Origin of the sequence: Arthrobacter sp. ISL-28 (genome assembly GCF_018613875.1) — a bacterium.
Taxonomy (GTDB): domain Bacteria; phylum Actinomycetota; class Actinomycetes; order Actinomycetales; family Micrococcaceae; genus Arthrobacter.
This window is the reverse complement of the sequence record NZ_JAGGPJ010000017.1, coordinates 138,556-157,285: the sequence shown is the minus strand read 5'-3', so window position 1 is coordinate 157,285 and position 18,730 is coordinate 138,556. Positions and strand designations below refer to the sequence as shown.

Genomic DNA, 18,730 nt, shown 5'->3' with positions numbered 1-18,730 from the left:
GTCAGTTCGACGTTTCAAGGTCGCGACAGGCCCGGTAGAGGTCTTTCCAGTCCGGCCGGTTGCGGACGATGGTCTCCAGGTACTCCTGCCAGATCACCCGGTCCTGTACGGGGTCCTTGACGACCGCGCCAACCAAGCTCGCCGCCACGTCTGGGGCCCGGACGGTCCCGTCGCCGAAATGCGCAGCCAGGGACAGGCCGTTCGTCATCACCGAGATAGCCTCTGCGGTCGATAGAGTTGCCGACGGCGACTTGAGCGTGGTGCGCTGATCCTGGGTTACGCCGGCGCGCAATTCCCGCATGACGGTGACCACCCGGCGGATCTCGGAGAGCGCCGCAAGATCAGCCGGCAGCTCCAGGGCTGCGCCGAGACTGCGAACCCGGGTGGTAACGATCTCCACCTCTTGGTCAAGGCTGTCCGGGAGCGGCAGCACCACGGTGTTGAAGCGGCGGCGCAATGCCGATGACAGGTCGTTGACCCCCTTGTCGCGGTTGTTGGCCGTGGCGATGACGTTGAATCCCTTGCGCGCCTGGACTTCCGAGTTCAGCTCAGGGATCGGCAGGATCTTTTCACTGAGGATCGTGATGAGGGAATCCTGCACATCCGACGGGATGCGCGTCAGCTCTTCCACCCGCACCAGGCTTCCGGTCTCCATTGCCCGCATCACCGGGCCGGCCACCATGGCCGCCCGGGACGGGCCGTCGGCCAGCAATCGCGCATAATTCCAGCCGTACCGCAGCGCTTCTTCCGGCGTGCCCGCCGTGCCCTGCACGATGAGGGTCGAGGTACCCGAAATCGCCGCGGCAAGATGCTCACTCAGCCAAGTCTTCGCAGTGCCCGGCACCCCGAGCAACAGCAGCGCCCGGTCCGTGGCAAGCGATGCCACGGCGATTTCCACCAGCCGGGCCGAGCCCAGATATTTCGGACTGATCTCGGTGCCGTTGGGCAGAGTCCCGCCGAGGACGTAAGTGGCCACCGCCCAGGGAGACAGGCGCCAGCTGGGCGGCCGGGGCCGATCATCCGCGGCGGCCAGCTCCCCGAGTTCCTCGGCGTAAGCGTTCTCGGCATGGGCGCGGAGGACGTCAGTGGGGGAGTAGGCATCGGTCATCGGAAGGCCTCCGTCAGCGATTGTCGGAATGATTGGTACTGTACGACATCCCGAAGCACTCGGCGCCGTGGGGCGTCGTCGTCAGAACGCTCGAGCAGGCGGCGGCACCGGTCGGCCGAGTCGAGCGGAAGCGCCATGGGCAGGAACGCGGCCAGCATTGTCGCCAGTTGGCCGCCGTTCTTGGCGGTAATCAACGTAAGTATCTCTTCTGCCAATGCAGGACCCCATGGTCTAGGCATGTCCCGCAGCAGCGGAACCAGAGCGAAGGGATTTACGCCGCCCCCGCGAATATGCCGGACGAGCGAGAGCTCGCGCTCGCCGTCGGGCAGGCAATTCAGCAACCGCACGTCCTTGCGGACGTCGAACAGCGCGCGCACCCAATCAAGGTCGGCCCGCAGCGCAGCGGTGGCGAGAATCGCGTTGACGACGCGCGTTTCACCGTCTAGCAGCGCAAGGGTTGCCGCCGGGCCACGACCAGCCACGGTCGTCCAAACGTCGAGCGGAGCACCGCGGATGATTGTGTCCAGCCGACCAAGCCGGTCGGGTTCGCCACTTCGGGGATTCGGCGCGATCCCGTCGCGCAGGGCCGCCGCATCCGGTTCTGGTGGCACGTCGATTTCGAATTGTTTGCGCAGCACGCCCTTGATACGCAGCAGCGGGCGCAGGCGGGCGGCCATGCGGGCGGCGCGGGCGCTGGCGGGGAGCCGGTCAAGCAGGCTGGCGGCGACCTCCCGCACACTCTTCGCCTTGTCGTCCAGGGCCCGTTCCAGGAGGTCTTCGTCATCGGTTTGAATGTTGACGGCGAACGTGCCCAGAAGGGCGGCGCGTTCCCGCGCACTGAGATCGTCCCATTGCTTGCCCAACAGGTTACGGGCGGCCGCGGGGTCGCTGCGCCGGAGACCTTCAAGTTCGACGGCGGCGTCGGCGCTGCCCAGCTCGGCCCATTCAGTCACATTCGCGGAAGAAGACAGGACGGAGTCCTTGGGCCGGGTGAGGACCTGAAGCCAGAGGCCGCGGGTTCCGATGGCCGGATGCAAATGCTCCGCCACACCGGGCTTCGTGTCTGCCAGGGCGAGCAGCGCCGCGACCAAGCGGTGCGGTACCCGCCGTCGGGACGTTTCGGCGAGCTGCAGCCAGTCGGTCACCAGTTGGGCGCGGAGCTCCAGACTGACCGGAGGCTGGGTGAGTAATAGGTCCAGCAACCGGGCGGCCTCGCCGGAGGCTTCGGGGGCGTCGTCGGGTGGCGACGGATCAGGGAGGTCAGCAGTGTCCAGACGGCTGGAGCGGCGGGCAGCGCGGGTGATGACGTCGGCCAAGGCCGCTTGGTCGAGCAGTGACTCCTCGCGGGACAGGCCGTCGGGCGGGCGAAAACCCAAATCTACGGGTGGCGACGGCGGTGCGTGCCGTCCCGTGCCGAGGAGAGCCGATGTTCGGAGCTCGGCCAGCCAGGTCATGGCGTCACCACCGCTTCGCCGACGACGACGGACAGCGGCCGCACGCGGCCGTCCTCCAGTTCTCCGAACAGGTCGACAGGATGGCCGCCGGTAAGTGCCAACAGGGAGTCCAAGGGCGCGTCGACAATCGGGAGGGCGTCACCTGATCCGTCCCGGATCCAGCCGTGATCACCTGGGGAGACGCGGACCCCGCCGAACAGCACCGGGTGACGCTCACGCCACGGCGAGAGAGCGACCGCGGCCGACTCCAGTTCCAACGCTTGGGCAATGCTGCAACCCTCACCGAGGCTGTGGACCAATCCGCGCGGGGTAACAGGACTCGTGAACATTGCCCGCTGAGGCGCGGAGCCCGGATACCGCGCGACGGTGACGTCCAACTCAGCCCCGGCCAGTTGGGGCGTCGTGAGTGCTTCACCCTGGGCCGCAAAATCAAGCACGACCGCGACCGTTCCGTCGGGTCCGCGAATCCAGGTGCGCTGTTGCTGGAGCCGCCCGTCATCGCTCCGGTGGGCGCCGAGCACCAACCATGGACCGGGCAAAACCTCGGTGCCCTGAACATCGGCAGAAGCCATGGCCCACCCGACGGCGACCCGGAGATCGGCAAACTCGTTGGGCGTCAGGTCGTCCCTCCTGCCCCAGGCTTTGGTCAGAGCCCACCAGCGGCCCGCATGAAAGAGCAGATGATCCGCCCAATCGGCGCGGGCATGCACATCCGATCCCATCGCCCGCACCTGCTCGGCCAGCCCCGGAAGCTGGGCATCGACCAAGCGGGCAGCCACACCATCCCACCAGCCATACGGCTGGTTGCGGGCGGCTGCCAGCCCAGTCCGCACCAGATCCGTCAGCCACCGGGTAAAGTCGGAGATTCCCGCATCCATCAGTGTCAACCGGTCGGCCAGCCGCTTGGCCTGGGCAACAGGATCCGTTTGCTGCTCGGACTGGCGCCGCTCCCGGGCCGCGGCCCGGTCCCCTCGCTGGTCCGCCCACTCCTGCGCGAAGTCGGCGGTCTCCGCGCCGACGTCGGCAGCCTCGCCCCGGGCCCACAGGAGAAGCAGTGCCAGTGCATGCTTGCACGGGAACTTCCGGCTCGGGCACGAGCACCGATACGCCGGCGTGGCAAGGTCCACGCTGACCTGATAGGGCGTTTTCCCGCTGCCCTGGCATTTGCCCCAGACCAGGACGTCGTTGCTGCCGGTATCGGACCATGGGCCCGGCCGTGCCAGCTTGCGGGCCGCCGCTATGGAAGATTCGTCCGGGGCGGCGCCGATCACCCTCTCCTCGCTCCAACGCGCCATGATGCTCATTGTGCCTGACGCCTCTGGTGCCGCAGGAGAGGCAGGGCAGCGTGGCGGAGCGGAAAGCTACGGCGGAGGGAGCATCTGGAAGCCATCTTAGAGAGTACGCCCACGTCAACCGCAAACATGGGACAACTTATTGTCCAGGAATTCGTGACGGCTGACGGGTTTGCCGCCAACACCAACAACGAATTCAATGCATACGAAATGCTCGAAGGGGGCACAGCCGAGTTCGACCAAAGCCAACTCGCGTGGCTCGACAACGTCGAGGCCATGGTGCTTGGAGCCTCCACGTACCGGATGTTCGTCGATTACTGGCCGACTCCGGCATCGGACGGGGAGGTCATAGCGCCAGCGCTCAATGGACTCCGCCGCTTCGTATTCTCCCAGCACCTCAAGAAGGCGCCGTGGGGGGACCTGCCGGAGGCAACCATCGAATCCGGTGATGCCGTCCAGGCGATCCGCCGCATCAAGAGTGAGATTGACGGCGCCATTGTTCTTTGGGGCAGCCTAACCCTGAGCGAGACGTTCTTTATGGCCGGAGAGGTGGATGCCGTGCGACTCGTCGTCATGCCCATCGCAATCGGCGCAGGGCGTGGCGTGTTTCCCGCCGGCCAGGATCCGACCCTTCTGAGCCTATTGAGCGCGAAGACCTACGACACCGGGCTGATCGAGCTCGAATACGCAGTCGGTGCCAGCCGGTCGAAAGGCCTGTCCACGAGCACCTGAGCCAGGCGGTCCGCGCGTACGACGTCGACGCCATCCTCACCAGAAGTCGTCACCAGAGGTCAGGGGCCGCCTGTGCCTGGCGCCTTCGCCGCTTTGACAGCAGCCTTGGCCGCCTGCTTGCTGGCGCGGACTTTAACCAGTGACTCCGGGTCCACGATGTCGGCGACGGAAAGAAATGCCCCCTCCTGGCCGTAGTGGCCTGCGGCCTCACGCCAGCCTTCTGCCCGGAGTCCGCACTGCTTGCCGAGCAGCGCCAGGAAGATCTTTGCCTTTTGCTCCCCGAATCCGGGCAGTCCTTTCAGCCTGCGGAGCACTTCCTTGCCGTCAGGGTCGCCCTTCGTCCAGATGGCAGTTGCGTCCCCATTCCAGTCGTGTTGCACAGTTTCGGCCAGGGCCTGGACCCGGCTGGCCATGGAGCCAGGGAATCTGTGGACGGCAGGACGTTCCTTAAAAACCTCAACGAAGCCGGCCGGGTCATACTCAGCGATCGCGGCAGGATCGATGGATCCGACGCGCGTCCGGATCTTTTCCGGTCCGGCAAACGCCGACTCCATGGTCACCTGCTGGTCCAGCAGCATGCCGGTTAGTAGCGCGAACGCGTCATCGCTGAGCAGTTTGTCGGCGGCCGGATCACCAGTGATATGCAGTTCCATGCGCCCATCCTCCCATCTGCGCCGCCCGACGAACACGACACCTCGCCGTCCTGCGCGGCCACGCGCATTTGTGTCAGGATCAGTTATGCCCGACCGCCTGATGCTGCTTGACACTGCCTCGCTGTACTTTCGCGCCTTCTACGGCGTGCCTGACACGATCCGCCGCGCCGACGGCTTACCGGTGAACGCCGTTCGCGGCTTGCTCGATATGATCGCACGGCTCACGACCGACTACGGCGCGACGCATCTCGTTGCGTGCTGGGACGATGACTGGCGCCCGCAGTGGCGCGTGGACCTCATTCCGAGCTACAAGTCGCACCGGGTCGCAGAGGTGGTACCGGGTGCCGCGGATGTGGAGGTGGTGCCGGACCTGCTTGAGGCGCAGATTCCGATGATCCGCCGAGTGCTCGAGCTCGCCGGCATCGCCGTCGTGGGGGCTGCTGAGCATGAGGCCGACGACGTCGTCGGCACCTACGCCAGCCACGCCGGGCTTCCCGTTGATGTGGTGACGGGCGACCGCGATCTCTTCCAGCTCGTCGATGACGCCCGCCAGGTGCGGGTCATCTACACCGCGCGTGGCATGAAAAACCTCGAACTCATCACTGAGGTCGTCGTCGTCGGCAAGTACCATGTGCTGCCCCAGCAGTATGCCGACTACGCGACCCTCCGCGGCGACGCCTCCGACGGGCTGCCGGGCGTCGCCGGCATCGGTGAGAAGACCGCCGCGTCGCTGCTCCTGCAGTACGGCACGCTCGAAGGGCTGCTCGCGGCGGCGCGGGACGCCGGAAGTGGGCTGTCCTCACCCGTGCGGTCGAAACTCGCCGCGGCCGCGGACTACCTCACGGTCGCCCCGGCCGTCGTGAAGGTGGTTCGCGACCTCGAGCTGCCGACCCTCGAGGAGGCGGGGGCGCAGCTGCACTCTGTCACAGGCGATTCGCGCGCCGACCTCGAGCGCCTCGCCATCGACTGGAACCTCGGCGGCTCAGTCAGGCGGCTCATCGATGCGCTGGACCGACACCACTGAGCTGGACCAACAGCATTGACCTGGAACAGCGAGGCGGAGGAATCCCGCACCGTGCATCGCCCCTCCGAAGCGCGCTCGGCCTGGACTGAAGCCGTCCCCGCGAAAGTGCAGCCGGTACGGTCTTGCGCCGGAGCCGTTCCCGGTAGTTACTAGGTGATGGGAGGTCTGCTCATGCCGGCAGAGATGCCGGTGGCCAGGAATCCCGTCGGTGCCAGCCGATTCATATTGAAGCCGGAGGAGAAAAATGTTTGCTCGAGTCAGCACCTACAAAACCAGCCCCGGCACCACGGGGGAACCCGCGGAGGAAACCGTGAGGCGCGTTCTGGAGCTGCCCGGATGCCGGGGTCTCTACTATCTGAAGGGAAAGGACGACAAATCCCTGTCCATCACACTGTGGGATACCCAGGAAGATGTCGTCGCGAGTCAAGAACCCGCTGGCAGGATCCGCTCCGAAACCAGCCGCGAGCAGAACATGCAGATCGTCGAAGTGGAAGAATTTGAGGTTCTGACCGAGCATCTCAAGCAGTGAGCGGCGGCCCGGCTCCGCACGAGGCCGGGGCCGTTCAAGCCCATGGCGAGCGAGCCTACACTGGTTCCATCCGGATGATCAGCCTGCTGATGAAAGGAGTGCGGTGCCATGCCCAAGACCGGCAGGAACGACCACGCCCGCAAGGAAGAGCTCCCCTCGACCCTGCAGCGCTCTGAGCAGAAAGCCCAGGACACATTCGCCAAAACCTACGATTCCGCCCTCGAGTCCTACGACAACGACGAGAGCCGTGCTGCCCGCGCCGCCTACGCATCGTTAAAGCACAGCTACGAGAAGGTGGGCGACCACTGGGAGCCCAAAGAGAAGCGTGGCCCCTCCGACCGGCGCGCAGAGGAGGGACTCGATTCATCGGAGCCCACCGCCGGGGGCGTGGACGCGAACGCCTCAAAGGAGCACCTCTACAAGCGTGCCCAGGAACTGAACATCGATGGCCGTTCGAAGATGAACAAGGACGAGCTGGTCAAGGCACTGCAGAAGGCCAACGAGACTGCCACCCGGAAGGCGCGTGGGGACTAGCACGGCGGTGTTGAGTGTCGCAGGACAGGGGAGTAGCGTGACACTACCGTCACCTCGCATCACCCAGACTCGGGAGCCATCATGCCCTATGTGAGACGTCGATTTGCTGCCCTTACGGCGGCTCTGGCTATGACAGTGACAAGCGGCGCGGCCATCAGTCCCGCGTACGCAGATCCTCGGGAGACTGAAAAGACGGCGACGGCGACCGGGTACGGCGGCGCGGTGAGCACCGTTGACCCGGAGGCATCCGCTGCGGCGATCGAAGTCCTTCGCGAGGGCGGCAACGCAGCGGACGCCGCCGTCGCCGCCGCCGCGACCCTGGGAGTGACCGAGCCGTACAGCGCGGGTATCGGCGGGGGCGGCTACTTCGTGTTCTACAACGCCAAGACCGGCCGGGTCGGCACGATCGATGGCCGCGAGACTGCACCGGCGGCAATGCCGCGTGACGCGTTCATCGACCCAACGACGGGTAAGCCCTACAATTTCACGCCCGAGCTCGTCACAAGCGGCATTTCCGTAGGCGTTCCCGGCACGCCGGCCACCTGGGAACGTGCACTCAAGCGTTGGGGCACCCTGGACCTTGATGATGCCCTGGAGCCGGCCATTGAGGTGGCGGACCGCGGCTTCGTGGTCGACGAAACGTTCCGCCAGCAGACCCTCGACAACAAGATCCGCTTTGAGGCGTTTACCTCCACGAGCGAACTCTTCCTCCCCGGCGGCGACGCACCCGCCGTCGGCAGTGTCTTTAAGAACCCCGACCTCGCCAAGACGTACCGGATTCTTTCAAACCAGGGGACCCGCGGCTTCTACCACGGCCCGCTCGCAGAAGAGATCGCGGCAACGGTCCAGACTCCGCCGAAGACGGCCAGAACGACGCTGCCCGTCCCGGCAGGCCATATGACGACGGCGGATCTCGCCGCCTACACCGCTCTGGATCAGGCACCCACGCAGGTGGAGTACCGCGGCCTGGACGTCTACGGAATGGCGCCGTCGAGCAGCGGTGGCACCACAGTCGGCGAGGCCCTGAACATCCTGGACACGTTCAACGTTTCGGAGATGTCCACACCCGACGCCCTGCACCACTATCTCGAGGCGAGCGCGCTCGCGTTCGCGGACCGCGGTAAGTACCTGGGCGACCCGGCCTTTGTCGACGTCCCCACGGCCGCGCTCACTGACCCCCTGTTCGGCAAGGAGCGCTCGTGCAGGATCGATCCGAAGCGCGCGGCCGCGAAGCCCGTGGCACCGGGGGACGTGTCCAACTACGACGGCGTATGCCCGGCTTCCGCTGCGGCGCCCGCCGACGAGAAGGACACCGAGAATATCTCGACGACCAACCTGACCGTCGCTGACCAGTGGGGAAACGTGGTCGAGTACACGCTCACCATCGAGCAGACCGGCGGGTCCGGCATCGTGGTCCCCGACCGGGGGTTCCTGCTCAACAACGAGCTGACTGACTTCTCGACCGTGTACGATCCCCAAGATCCGAACCGGATCGAACCGGAGAAGCGGCCGCGCTCCTCGATGTCGCCGACCATTATCCTCAAGGACGGGGAGCCATTCCTCGCGCTCGGCTCGCCCGGCGGGTCGACGATCATCACGACCGTCCTGCAGACGATCCTCAACCGGGTGGACCTGGGCATGAGCATCTCCGAGGCGGTCGCGGCACCGCGCGCCGCGCAGCGGAACGCTGCCAAGGTCACAGCCGAGCCGGCCTTCATCACCGCTTATGAACGCCAGCTGAAGCGGTACGGTCACCAGCTCATGCCGGCGGGTGACGCGTTCACCTCGGCGGCGGAGATCGGCGCGGCAACTGCGATCGAGTTCGAACGTGACGGGAGGATGGTCGCGGCGGCGGAGCCCGTGAGACGAGGGGGCGGCTCGGCGATGGTCGTCAACCCGTCGAGGTAGGGCCTGCAGAGACGGACGCGCCGGGGAACCAGGAGAACCGCAATGTCGACGGATGTTCCCGCAGACCCGACGAGCCTCCCCGAACGGACTGACGTCCGTGCCGCCCTTTCGATCTGAACGTGCCCGTCCGGACATCCGCTCAGATCTCGGCCTATGAGCCACCCCCGGACCATCTCAAGGGAGTTGGGCGCCAGCATAGACAGGGCATCCTGACTCTCACCCGCCTTAAGTAGCCCCGCCGTCACTCCCGCCGCAGCCTGTTGATCTCCATGAAGTCGGCCAGGGGTGGTCGTGTTCCCCTTCGGAACACCATGCCTTGGGGCAATCCCTCCACGTCCACATGGGACCCCGACACATCGAGAGTGACCCGTGCACCGCCCACCGGCAGGTTGGTGGTGTGCAGGCTTCCCCACGTTTCCGGCAACGCGGGATCCAACCAGAGCACGCCCAGGGCGACATCTGCCTCGTAGCGCAGGAGGCTCCGGATCAGCATGACGGGCGTCGCCGAGGCCCATGCTTGCGGAGAGCAGGCCGTCGGGTAGGGAAGCGGCTGGGGATAATCGGAACGGCTGAACCCACAGAACAGCTCGGGCAGCCGGTTGTCCGTGTATTCAGCGGCGTCCATCAGCGCGGAGGAAAGCCGCTGTGCTTCCTTCACGAAGCCGTACCGCATCAGGCCTCCAACGATGAGCGCATTGTCGTGGGGCCAGACGGAGCCGTTGTGGTAGCTGACAGGGTTGTACGCCCCCATGTCCGTTGCCAGGGTGCGCACGCCCCAGCCGCTGAACATTTCCGGGGACATGAGCCGGTCTGCAACCTGTCGTGCCTTATCCTCGTCCACGATGCCTGACCACAGGCAGTGGCCCATGTTGGAGGCGCAGGCGTCAACGGGCCGCTTATCCCGGTCGAGTGCGATCGCATAGTATCCGCGGTCCGGCAGCCAGAACTGCTCGTTGAACTGTTTTTTCAGCCGCTCCGCACGTTCCCGGAGATCATCGGCGAGAGCCTCGTCGCCGGCCTCGTATGCCATCCATGCCCGGGCCAGATAGGCGCTGTAGACATAGCCTTGAACCTCGCACAGTGCAATGGGCGGCTCGGCAAGCCTGCCATCCGCGAAGTTGATTCCGTCCCAGGAGTCCTTCCAGCCCTGGTTGGCGAGGCCCTGGTCGCTGAGCCGCAGGTACTCAACGAACCCATCTCCGTCACGATCCCCGTACTCCCGGATCCACTCAAGGGCACGGTCTGCATGGGGCACGAGCGCTGCGATGTCTTCGGCGGCAAGTCCCCAGCGGCTGGCTTCGCCGAGCAGGGTGACGAACAGCGGAGTGGCGTCGGCGGTGCCGTAGTAGGCAGACCTGCCGCCAAGGGCCAGGCCCGTTCCGACGTCGAGCCGCACCTCGTGCAGAATTCGGCCGGGTTGCTCTTCGGTCAGCGGATCCACTTTTGTGCCTTGCCGGTCGGCCAGCGTCTGCAGCGTGCCCAGTGCCAGAGTTGCGTCGACGGGCAGGACCATAAAGGAGGACAGCAGGGAGTCCCGCCCAAACAGTGCCATGAACCATGGGGCTCCTGCGGCCACAACCATGCGGTCCGGATGGTCGGGGTCCACAATCCGCAGGGCCCCGATGTCGTCGTGGCTGCGCAGGAGGCTTCGTTCGACGGTCGGATTGCCCACGCGCGGAAGCGGAATACGTGCATCCCATGCTTTCTGACGCCGCTCCTGCGCAGAGATCATATCCGCCGAAAGGACGAGTGTCGGCAGGCCTGCGTCGACTTCGGTTTCTGCTGTCAGCGGCAGCACGGTCGCCCGTACACTCCACTTTCCATGGGCCGGGACCATCATGCGCAGGAGCAGACCGTCGGCGCTGACCTCGGCATCGCGCATCCGCACGACGATCCCTTTCCGTGTTTCCTGCCAGGCCGCTTCGATCGTCACCGACCCGGGCCTCGTGCGACGCGTCTGATCCCACCTGCGGTGGAACCGGCCGTCTTTGACCTCGAAAAGGTCCGCGAAGTCCGCATCCACGGCCAGCGCGATCTCGCAGGAGGCGGGCTGAAGGGAATAGTTGTGAATCGTGATGTCCTCCACGATGCCGGCACCCAGCTCGCGTTTCCGCTCCACCGTCAACGGGCTGTCGGCGCGGCCGTCGGACCGCGCGGCCCTTCCCATGTACGTACCCTGGTAGGGCGAAGGGGTCCAGGCCCCCAGCGGCTCCACGGGCTGTCCGTTGATGGTGAGCGACCACCGTGACAGGATCCGGGTGTCCCGATGGAATACGCCGTGCGGGTGGTGCGCGAAGATATCGCCGTTCTGCAGCGATATGCAGAAGGATGATCCTGCCACCAAGGTCACGGCTCCCTGCCCGGGTGCCCCGGCCGCACTGTCTGCATTCCATCCAGCCATCTCAGGCTCCTTGTGAAAACGCCACACTGAACTGAGCTGAATCTACGCCCATCGCAGAACGCCTGCCAGACTCGGGCCAGGCTGTGCAGTCAGAGCGGATTGTTCGTGACGGTGACTGAACGAGGGGCTTGGAAGGATAGGAGCCGGATCCATTCGGGTTCATGATCGCGCAGTTGTATCCGGGGGAGCGCGGAGGCGGTTTCCTGGACAATGACGGCCGCCTCGAGTTCTGCCAGCTTGGCCCCGAGGCAGCGGTGGATGCCGGAGCCGAAAACCAGGCCGTAGCCGGTCGAGGGTCTGTGCCCGCCGCCCGATTGCAGTGCCAGGGACAAGCCCTGGGGTTCGGGATGGCCGGTGAAGTGGTTGCCGGACAGCTCGAGGAGGATCTCAGCGCCGGCCGGGATCAGCTCGCCGTCGAGCCTTGCCTCATGGGCAGCTACGCGCCGCCAGGTTGGCACGGAAGACTCAGTCACAAGCACGTGCCGGACCATGGTCTGGGCGCCGGCCCTGTCAGCGGCGTCTTTCCAGTTCTGAAGCGCCGGCCCCTCAAGGAGGCGTAAAAGCGTGGTGCTGATCAGCTGGGTGGTTGTTTCCTGGCCGGCGATCAGCAGGAAGTAACCGAGCGAACAGATCTCCGGGGTGGATAAGCCGTGTGCTGCGAGCGATTTGAAGAGGTTGCGTCCCGGGGCGTCCACGGACTCGGCGACGAGCCGGCGCAACCAGACGTAAAAGTCGGCGGCGCTGTGGGCCAGTTCGAGCTGCCGGTCCTCGCCCGGCCACCCCCAGAACAATTCCATGGAGTCGAGGCCCCACCGCTTGAGGGCCGCAAGATCCCGTACAGGCAGGCCGAGGAGTTCGAGCATGACGGTGGCCGGGGTAAACGCCGCCACCGCCTGCACGAGGTCCACTTGGCCAGTCCGTTCGAGCTGCGCCGCAGCAGCTCCCGCAGCTTCCTGGGCCAGTTCCCGGATCCTCGGCTCCATGGCGGCTACGGTGGCCGGTGTGAAATAGCCCGCCACCACCTTGCGGATCCCGGCATGCGTTTCCGTGTCATTGCTGGCCAGAACCGGCGGCAGTGCAAAACGCACGCGCTGCAGCACCCGCAGGGCAGAAGCCGAAAGGGGCGTCACGGCAACCAGGGCATTCGCCGGGCTGAAGTCGGCCGGCCGGTGCAGGACTTCACGGACAACGTCCGGGTCGCGGACCACCATGTACGGGCACCGCGCTTCTCCCGGGCTTTCGGTCTGTCCCCGGCCCTCGTTCTGTCGCGGGCCTTCCGTCGGCGGTTTCTCGGGCGTGGTTGTCGCTGCCGGCCTCATGCGGGCAGCCCATTCAGCCAGGCCGCTGCTTCGGCCCGGAAGGCTGCCGGATCCATTTCCGCGGCCTGCTCGGGAACGGCGCCGAGGAAGGGAACTGTCAACGTCCCGAGCACCTGCCGGTTGCTGTGGTGCACGACGTCCGGGCAGCCCGGCCAGCTGCCCAGCACGATTCCCAGCACCTGAAGCTCCCGGGCCGCCAGTGCTTCGAGGGTCAGGGCAGTGTGGTTCAACGTGCCCAGGGCAGGGCGGGCGACCAGCACAAAGGCCGCCCCCAGGAGCCCTCCGAGCTCCGCCATCGTTCCGCCGTCGGAATCCAGCTCCACCAGCAGGCCGCCTGCACCCTCGACCAGAACATGATCGTGGGATCCGGCGAGCTCACGGATCCTACCGGCGTGCTCGGCCACCGGCGGAAGGGGCTTCCGGTCGACGGCGGCAGCAGCCACGGGCGCCAGTGGCGCCTGCAGCTCGACTCCGGTTTCGGCTGTCACGGCGCCGGCAAGCCGGATAACTTCAGCCGTGTCGGAATCGCCGGCGGCGGCACCCGACTGGCAGGGCTTGTAAACCGCAACGCTGCGCCCCATGCGGCGGAGGACGGCGGCGAGGGCCGCAGTCGTCACGGTTTTACCGACTCCTGTGTCGGTGCCTGTGACTAGGATGATGGCGGGCAGGGTCATGTCAGGTCCTCCAAAATAGTGCGCAACACCGCGCAGCTGTGTTCAAGGTCTTCGGGTGTAAGAGTGGCGCGCGCGGTGAGACGGAGCCGCGAAATCCCGTCGGGCACCGACGGCGGGCGGAAGCAGCCGATCCGAACCCCCGCAGCCGCCGCCGCCTGGGTTGCCAGCAAGGCCGATTCGGCGGATGGCATGGCTATGGACTGGACGGCCCCTGCTGTTCGTTCGACCGTGACCCCTTGGACGCCGAGGACGTCGGCGAGCCCGGCCGTGAGGGCCGAAGCGTTGCGTCCGACCGCGCCGGCCCGCCATGGTTCGTCGCGGATAATCCGCACACCGGCGAGGGCCGCCGCAGCGGATCCCGGCGCCAGGCCTGTGTCGAATATGAAGCTTCGGGCCCTGTTGAGGAGGTGTTCGCGCAGCAGGGGAGATCCGAGGACGGCCCCGCCCTGGCTGCCCAGGGCCTTGGACAGGGTCGCCGTGACGATGACATTCGGGTGCCCGGCAAGGGGCGTGCCGGATACTGAGCCGCGGCCCTGGAATTCGCCGGTGCCTGTGACTCCCAGGCTGTGGGCCTCGTCAACGAGCAGTACGGCGTCGTGCCGCTCCGCCAGGGCCAGGAGCTCCCCGAGCGGGGCCTCATCGCCCAATACGCTGTATACGGATTCGACGGCGATGAGCGCCCGGGGCTCCGTCCGGTCTGCGAGCAGCCGGTCCACTTCGTCCAGGCCGTTGTGTGTGAACGATTCCGTGCGTGAGCGGCTCAGCCGGAATCCGTCGATCATCGAGGCATGGCAGTGTTCATCCGCGACGATCAGCGTCCCTGGGCCGCCCAATGCCGTGATCACACCGACGTTTGCCAGGTAGCCGGAGGAGAAGGCCAGTGCCGTCTGCATGCCGGTCAGCCGGGCCAGTTCCTCCTCCAGTTCGAGATGCAGTTGGGTGGTTCCGGCCACGAGGCGCGAGGACGTGGCGCCCGTACCCCACAGCGAAGCCGCTGCGGCGGCAGCCTCAGCAAGCCGCGGGTCCGCGGACAGTCCCAGATAGTCGTTGCTGGCCAGGTCGACGAACCGATCGTCTGCGGCACGGGGCACGGGCCGGCGGACCAGCCCCCGGCGGTCCCTGACCGCGGCCTGCCGCTCCAGCCATTGCGTCATCGCGGTGCTCATGCCGCGTCTCCGCGCCGGGCCGTGGAGGGTTCGTGGACCTCGGCGACGGCCGCCGTCATGCCCGCGGTGATCTGTTGAATGTCCGCGGCGGTGCTGATGTACGGAGGCATGGTGTAGACGAGGTTCCGGAACGGGCGCACCCAGACACCGTGTCGGATGGCCGCGGTGGTGACGGCCGTGACGTCAACGGCGTCATGCAACTCGATGACTCCGACGGCGCCGATGGTGCGGACATCCCGGACGGCCTCCAGTTCGCGGGCCGAGCCGAGCCCGGCAGTCAGACCCGCACCGATCCGGGCGACGTCGGCGCGCCAGCCGCCATCGCCGATGATTCCCAGGCTTGCATTGGCCACGGCACACGCCAGCGGGTTCCCCATGAACGTGGGGCCATGCAGGAGCGCCCCGGCACAGTCTTCGGAAACCGTTGACGCAACCTCGCCGGTGCAGAGCATGGCGGCGAGGGTCAGGTACCCACCGGTGAGGGCCTTGCCCACGCACATGATGTCCGGGACGACGCCGGCATGATCGGCAGCAAACAGCTCCCCGGTGCGACCAAATCCGGTGGCGATCTCATCGAAGATGAGCAGGAACCCGTACCGGTCCGCGATGAGCCGCAATTCACGCAGGCACTCGGCCGGATAGGCGTGCATGCCGCCGGCGCCCTGGAGAATCGGTTCGACGATGATCGCGGCCAGCCCCTCGGCGTGCGCAGATGCGATGTCCTGAACCTCCAGGGCCCACGCCTGCAGGGAATCCCGGGTTGCGGACGCCGCCGCCGGGGGACGGGGGGCAAACACATTGCCGGCCAGCAAGCCCGGGAAGGCAGAGTGCATCCCATCCACGGGATCGCAGACCCCCATCGCCGCAAAGGTGTCCCCGTGGTAGCCGCCGCGGATGCTCAGGAACCGTTGCCGGGCTGGCTTGCCCGCCGCGGTCTGGAACTGCACCGCCAGCTTGAGCGCGACCTCGACGGCAACCGAACCTGAGTCCGCAAGGAACACCCTCTCCAGGCGCGGCAGGCCTGGCGCGGCTGGCGCCATCTCCACCAGGCGCTCAGCCAGTTCCACCGCCGGCGAATGTGTCAGGCCGCCGAACATCACATGGCTGAACCTGTCCAGCTGCCGCTTCGCCGCGGCGTCCAGCGCCGGATGCCGGTAGCCATGGACCGCCGACCACCACGAGGACATGGCGTCCACAACCTCATGCTGTGTGCCGTCGTCGCCGCGCAGCCGCAGCCGCACGCCGTCGGCTGCCTCGACCTCCCACAGCGGAAGGTCCGGGGAAGCAGCTGCGTAGGGGTGCCAAAGCCGTGCCCGGTCGCGCTGGATCAGGCTCGTCGGCATCGATTCGTGCCTCATGGAGCAAGCACGCCGTGGGGTGAGCAATCGGTAAGCGCGGCGCGGTGTGCCGGAATCGTCATTGGTGCTCCTTTACGCTGGCTGGCGGCTGCGGTGTGGCTTCACAGCCGACGCTAGTTTCCAGCTGGCACGAGGATTTTGTCAGGTTCCTACAATTGAGCCGGAGGGCCCTTGGTGGCGACAGCACCTTACGTAGACGTTAAGCAGCCTGGCCCGGCACGAGGCCGGGCCAGGCTGGCATGTGCTGGCGGTTGCTGCTCAGGCAGAGACGGCCAGGGCCGCGTCTGCTTCTTTCAGAACCTTGGCCGCAACTTCGAGGCCTTCGACGCGGCCGAGCTCGACGTCTTCGTGTTCGATGTTGACCAGCATGTCCGGGTCGACGTCGTGGAGGGCGCGGAGGAACTCGGTCCAGTACGCCACGTCGTGGCCCTTGCCGAGGGCGACGAAGTCCCAGGCGGCGGGCTTGGGCCACTCGTTGGCCCATTCGTCTCCACCGAGATTGGTGCGGTTCTCGTCGGGAGACAAGCGGCGGAAGCGGTTGTCGAGGACCCCGTAAATGGCCGCCCTTTCGGTGTTGATGCGGACGTCCTTTGCCGCTGCCTGGAAGACAAGCGGTCCGAGTTCGCGGATCACGGCGACCGGGTCCATTTGCTGCCAGAACAGGTGTGAGGCGTCGAGTTCAACGCCGACGTGGGTGGCGCCTGTGAGTTCCACGAGCTTGCGCACGTCGGCGGGGTTGAAGACGAGGTTTTGCGGATGCAGTTCCAGGGCGACCTTGACGTCCACGTCACGGGCGAGCTTGTCAGTTTCCGTCCAGAAGTCCGCTGCGATCTTCCACTGGTAGTCGAGGACGTCCAGGGCTGCTGAGTTCCAGGCGTTAACGATCCAGTTGGGTACGGTGGCACCAGGCTCCCCGCCAGGGAGTCCGGACATGGTGACCACCCGGTTCTGTCCGAGGCGGTTGGCCAGGCGGATGGAGCGCCTGATGTCTTCGGCGTGCTTGTCCCCGATGGTGCGGTTGGGGTGCAGGGGATTGCCGTTGCAGTTCAATCCCGCGATTGAGACTCCGGTGCCCTCGAAAACGGCCAGGTAGTCGTCGCGGGCTGCGTCGCTTTCGAGGATGTCGTCGAAGGTGGGGATGTGGACCGGGGGAAGGAATCCGCCGGAATTGATTTCGATTCCGGTCAAACCGAGGTCGGCGATGACTTTCAGGGCTTCGGGGAGCGGCCGGTCGTGCAGGATCGCGTTGTAGACGCCGAGTTTCACAGGGTTACCTTCTTTCCGGATCCGAGCGCTGATTCTGCGACTGCGGCGAGCAGTTCCATGTTGTGCACGCCCTCATCAAACGTGGCGCAGCGGGGCAGGGACGTTGCTTCATCCAGGCCTGCGACTTCCTCGAGGAAGGCCCTGGCCTGGTAGCCGAAGGCGTCGTTCTGGCCGAAGCCGACGCTCGGTGCGTCCATGGCGAGACCACCCGCCAGGTATGGGTGTTCGGGGCCGAGGATGACCTGGCGGTAGCCGTTTTCCGCTGAGGGGCCGGAATTGAGGAAGAGCTCAACTTCGGCCGGGCGGCGCTGGTCGAACCTGGCCGCTCCGTTTTCACAGAAGACTTCGAAGATGAGGCTGTTTGCGTGCCCGGCGGCTACGCGGGAGACCTCGAAGCCTCCGGAGCCGTGGTCGAATTCGGCCGAGAATGCGGCGTAGTCGTCGTTTTCGACGGCCTCGAAAACGTCGATGACCGCGGCGTGGTCGTGGCCCATGACGGCGCCGAGGGGGAGCGGACGCTTGCCGATGGCAGTGCTAAAACGTCCGCCACTGATGGAGCGGATGTCGCCGCAAAGGAATTCGGCGACGTAGGTCAGATGGGAGCCGACATCAGCCAGGGCACCCGAGCCCGGGCCGCCCTTGTATCGCCAGCTCATGGGTGCGTCGGGGCTGAAGCCGTAGTCCGTCCAGTAGCGGCCGCTGAAGTGCAGCACCTTTCCAAGAGTTCCGTTCCGGATCAGGTCGCGGATGTAGGCAATCCCGGGCGTGCGGCGGAAGGTGAACCCGATCCGGGCGATGGACGATGCATTGCGGGCGGCTTCGGCCATGGCACGCGCGTCGTCCAGGGTGTCGCTCAAGGGCTTTTCGCACAGCACGTGCTTGCCGGCAGCGAGCAGGCCCTCAACCACCTCACGGTGCAGCGAATTCGCGATGACGACACTGACCACATCGATGTCCTCGGCCTCAGCGATCGCCTGCCAGGAGGTGTCGTTCCGTTCATAGCCGAAGCGCTGTGCCGCGATGGATCCGAACTCCGGATTGACGTCTCCGATAGAAACCAGCCGGACCGGCGGAAGGACCGGGTTGTACAGCGTGGATGCGGTGCGGAAGGCGGCGGCATGGGCCTTACCCGCCATGCCTGCACCGATGACGGCTACGCCGATGTCTTTGGGCATTGGTTTTCTCCTTTGAAACGGGCTTGTGTGGCTCCGCCGATTAAATAATGGGAACAAATGGAGCGTTCCAGAAAACGATAGGACTCGAAGTTTGTCCTGTCAATAGCCCTAAATCGACAGTATAGGTGACAATGGCA

Annotated in this window: 16 protein-coding genes; 5 read left to right on the top strand and 11 right to left on the bottom strand. The window is 66.1% G+C overall.

Annotated elements, in window-relative coordinates; all coding sequences use genetic code 11:
• Nucleotide 1: 1 nt before the first annotated feature.
• Genes J7E80_RS14365 through J7E80_RS14355 form a run of 3 tightly spaced genes read right to left on the bottom strand, consistent with a single transcriptional unit; the run spans nt 2 to nt 3,857 of the window.
• Entirely contained in the window at nt 2–1,108 is a 1,107-nt protein-coding gene (locus J7E80_RS14365) for an AAA family ATPase (RefSeq protein ID WP_215052651.1), read from the bottom strand.
• Nucleotides 1,105–2,562, bottom strand: a complete 1,458-nt coding sequence (locus J7E80_RS14360) for a DUF5691 domain-containing protein (RefSeq protein WP_215052649.1) — start codon at nt 2,560–2,562, stop codon at nt 1,105–1,107. The genes J7E80_RS14365 and J7E80_RS14360 overlap by 4 nt, the downstream gene beginning before the upstream one ends.
• Nucleotides 2,559–3,857 carry an SWIM zinc finger family protein gene (locus J7E80_RS14355; protein ID WP_215052647.1) on the bottom strand — a complete coding sequence of 433 codons (1,299 nt, stop codon included), beginning with the start codon at nt 3,855–3,857 and terminating at the stop codon, nt 2,559–2,561. The genes J7E80_RS14360 and J7E80_RS14355 overlap by 4 nt, the downstream gene beginning before the upstream one ends.
• A 126-nt stretch (nt 3,858–3,983) precedes the next feature.
• Here J7E80_RS14355 and J7E80_RS14350 point away from each other — a divergent pair, with 126 nt between their 5' ends.
• A complete protein-coding gene (locus J7E80_RS14350; RefSeq protein ID WP_215052645.1) occupies nt 3,984–4,586 on the top strand; it encodes a dihydrofolate reductase family protein in 603 nt (200 codons plus the stop codon).
• A 59-nt stretch (nt 4,587–4,645) separates the two neighbouring features.
• Here J7E80_RS14350 and J7E80_RS14345 read toward each other — a convergent pair whose 3' ends face one another.
• Complete coding sequence (locus tag J7E80_RS14345; protein ID WP_215052643.1) at nt 4,646–5,239, bottom strand: HhH-GPD-type base excision DNA repair protein; 594 nt, start codon at nt 5,237–5,239, stop codon at nt 4,646–4,648.
• 85 nt (nt 5,240–5,324) lie between these two features.
• Here J7E80_RS14345 and J7E80_RS14340 point away from each other — a divergent pair, with 85 nt between their 5' ends.
• The 4 genes from J7E80_RS14340 to ggt all read left to right on the top strand — a co-directional run bounded on the left by J7E80_RS14340 (nt 5,325) and on the right by ggt (nt 9,234).
• A complete protein-coding gene (locus tag J7E80_RS14340; protein WP_215052684.1) occupies nt 5,325–6,263 on the top strand; it encodes a 5'-3' exonuclease in 939 nt (312 codons plus the stop codon).
• A 244-nt stretch (nt 6,264–6,507) separates the two neighbouring features.
• The gene (locus J7E80_RS14335) at nt 6,508–6,792 is read left to right on the top strand and encodes a hypothetical protein (RefSeq protein WP_215052641.1); all 285 of its coding nucleotides are present in this window, start codon (nt 6,508–6,510) and stop codon (nt 6,790–6,792) included.
• A 108-nt stretch (nt 6,793–6,900) separates the two neighbouring features.
• The gene (locus J7E80_RS14330; protein WP_215052639.1) at nt 6,901–7,326 is read left to right on the top strand and encodes a ChaB family protein; all 426 of its coding nucleotides are present in this window, start codon (nt 6,901–6,903) and stop codon (nt 7,324–7,326) included.
• Nucleotides 7,327–7,407: 81 nt separating this feature from the next.
• The gene (gene ggt, locus J7E80_RS14325) at nt 7,408–9,234 is read left to right on the top strand and encodes a gamma-glutamyltransferase (protein ID WP_215052637.1); all 1,827 of its coding nucleotides are present in this window, start codon (nt 7,408–7,410) and stop codon (nt 9,232–9,234) included.
• Nucleotides 9,235–9,475: 241 nt separating this feature from the next.
• Here the strand turns inward: ggt and J7E80_RS14320 are convergent, their stop codons facing one another.
• The 7 genes from J7E80_RS14320 to J7E80_RS14290 all read right to left on the bottom strand — a co-directional run bounded on the left by J7E80_RS14320 (nt 9,476) and on the right by J7E80_RS14290 (nt 18,593).
• The gene (locus tag J7E80_RS14320) at nt 9,476–11,635 is read right to left on the bottom strand and encodes a glycogen debranching N-terminal domain-containing protein (RefSeq protein WP_215052636.1); all 2,160 of its coding nucleotides are present in this window, start codon (nt 11,633–11,635) and stop codon (nt 9,476–9,478) included.
• Between the two features lie 89 nt (nt 11,636–11,724).
• Entirely contained in the window at nt 11,725–12,954 is a 1,230-nt protein-coding gene (locus J7E80_RS14315; RefSeq protein ID WP_311380842.1) for a cytochrome P450, read from the bottom strand.
• Nucleotides 12,951–13,628 (bottom strand): dethiobiotin synthase, encoded by a 678-nt coding sequence (gene bioD, locus J7E80_RS14310; RefSeq protein WP_215052634.1) that lies wholly within the window; start codon nt 13,626–13,628, stop codon nt 12,951–12,953. Before bioD ends, J7E80_RS14315 begins: the two co-directional genes overlap by 4 nt.
• The gene (locus J7E80_RS14305) at nt 13,625–14,782 is read right to left on the bottom strand and encodes an 8-amino-7-oxononanoate synthase (protein WP_215052681.1); all 1,158 of its coding nucleotides are present in this window, start codon (nt 14,780–14,782) and stop codon (nt 13,625–13,627) included. The genes bioD and J7E80_RS14305 overlap by 4 nt, the downstream gene beginning before the upstream one ends.
• A gap of 8 nt (nt 14,783–14,790) precedes the next feature.
• The gene (locus tag J7E80_RS14300) at nt 14,791–16,152 is read right to left on the bottom strand and encodes an adenosylmethionine--8-amino-7-oxononanoate transaminase (protein ID WP_251036876.1); all 1,362 of its coding nucleotides are present in this window, start codon (nt 16,150–16,152) and stop codon (nt 14,791–14,793) included.
• A 258-nt stretch (nt 16,153–16,410) separates the two neighbouring features.
• The gene (locus J7E80_RS14295) at nt 16,411–17,418 is read right to left on the bottom strand and encodes a sugar phosphate isomerase/epimerase (RefSeq protein ID WP_215052632.1); all 1,008 of its coding nucleotides are present in this window, start codon (nt 17,416–17,418) and stop codon (nt 16,411–16,413) included.
• A complete protein-coding gene (locus tag J7E80_RS14290) occupies nt 17,415–18,593 on the bottom strand; it encodes a Gfo/Idh/MocA family protein (protein ID WP_215052630.1) in 1,179 nt (392 codons plus the stop codon). The genes J7E80_RS14295 and J7E80_RS14290 overlap by 4 nt, the downstream gene beginning before the upstream one ends.
• Nucleotides 18,594–18,730: the final 137 nt, after the last annotated feature.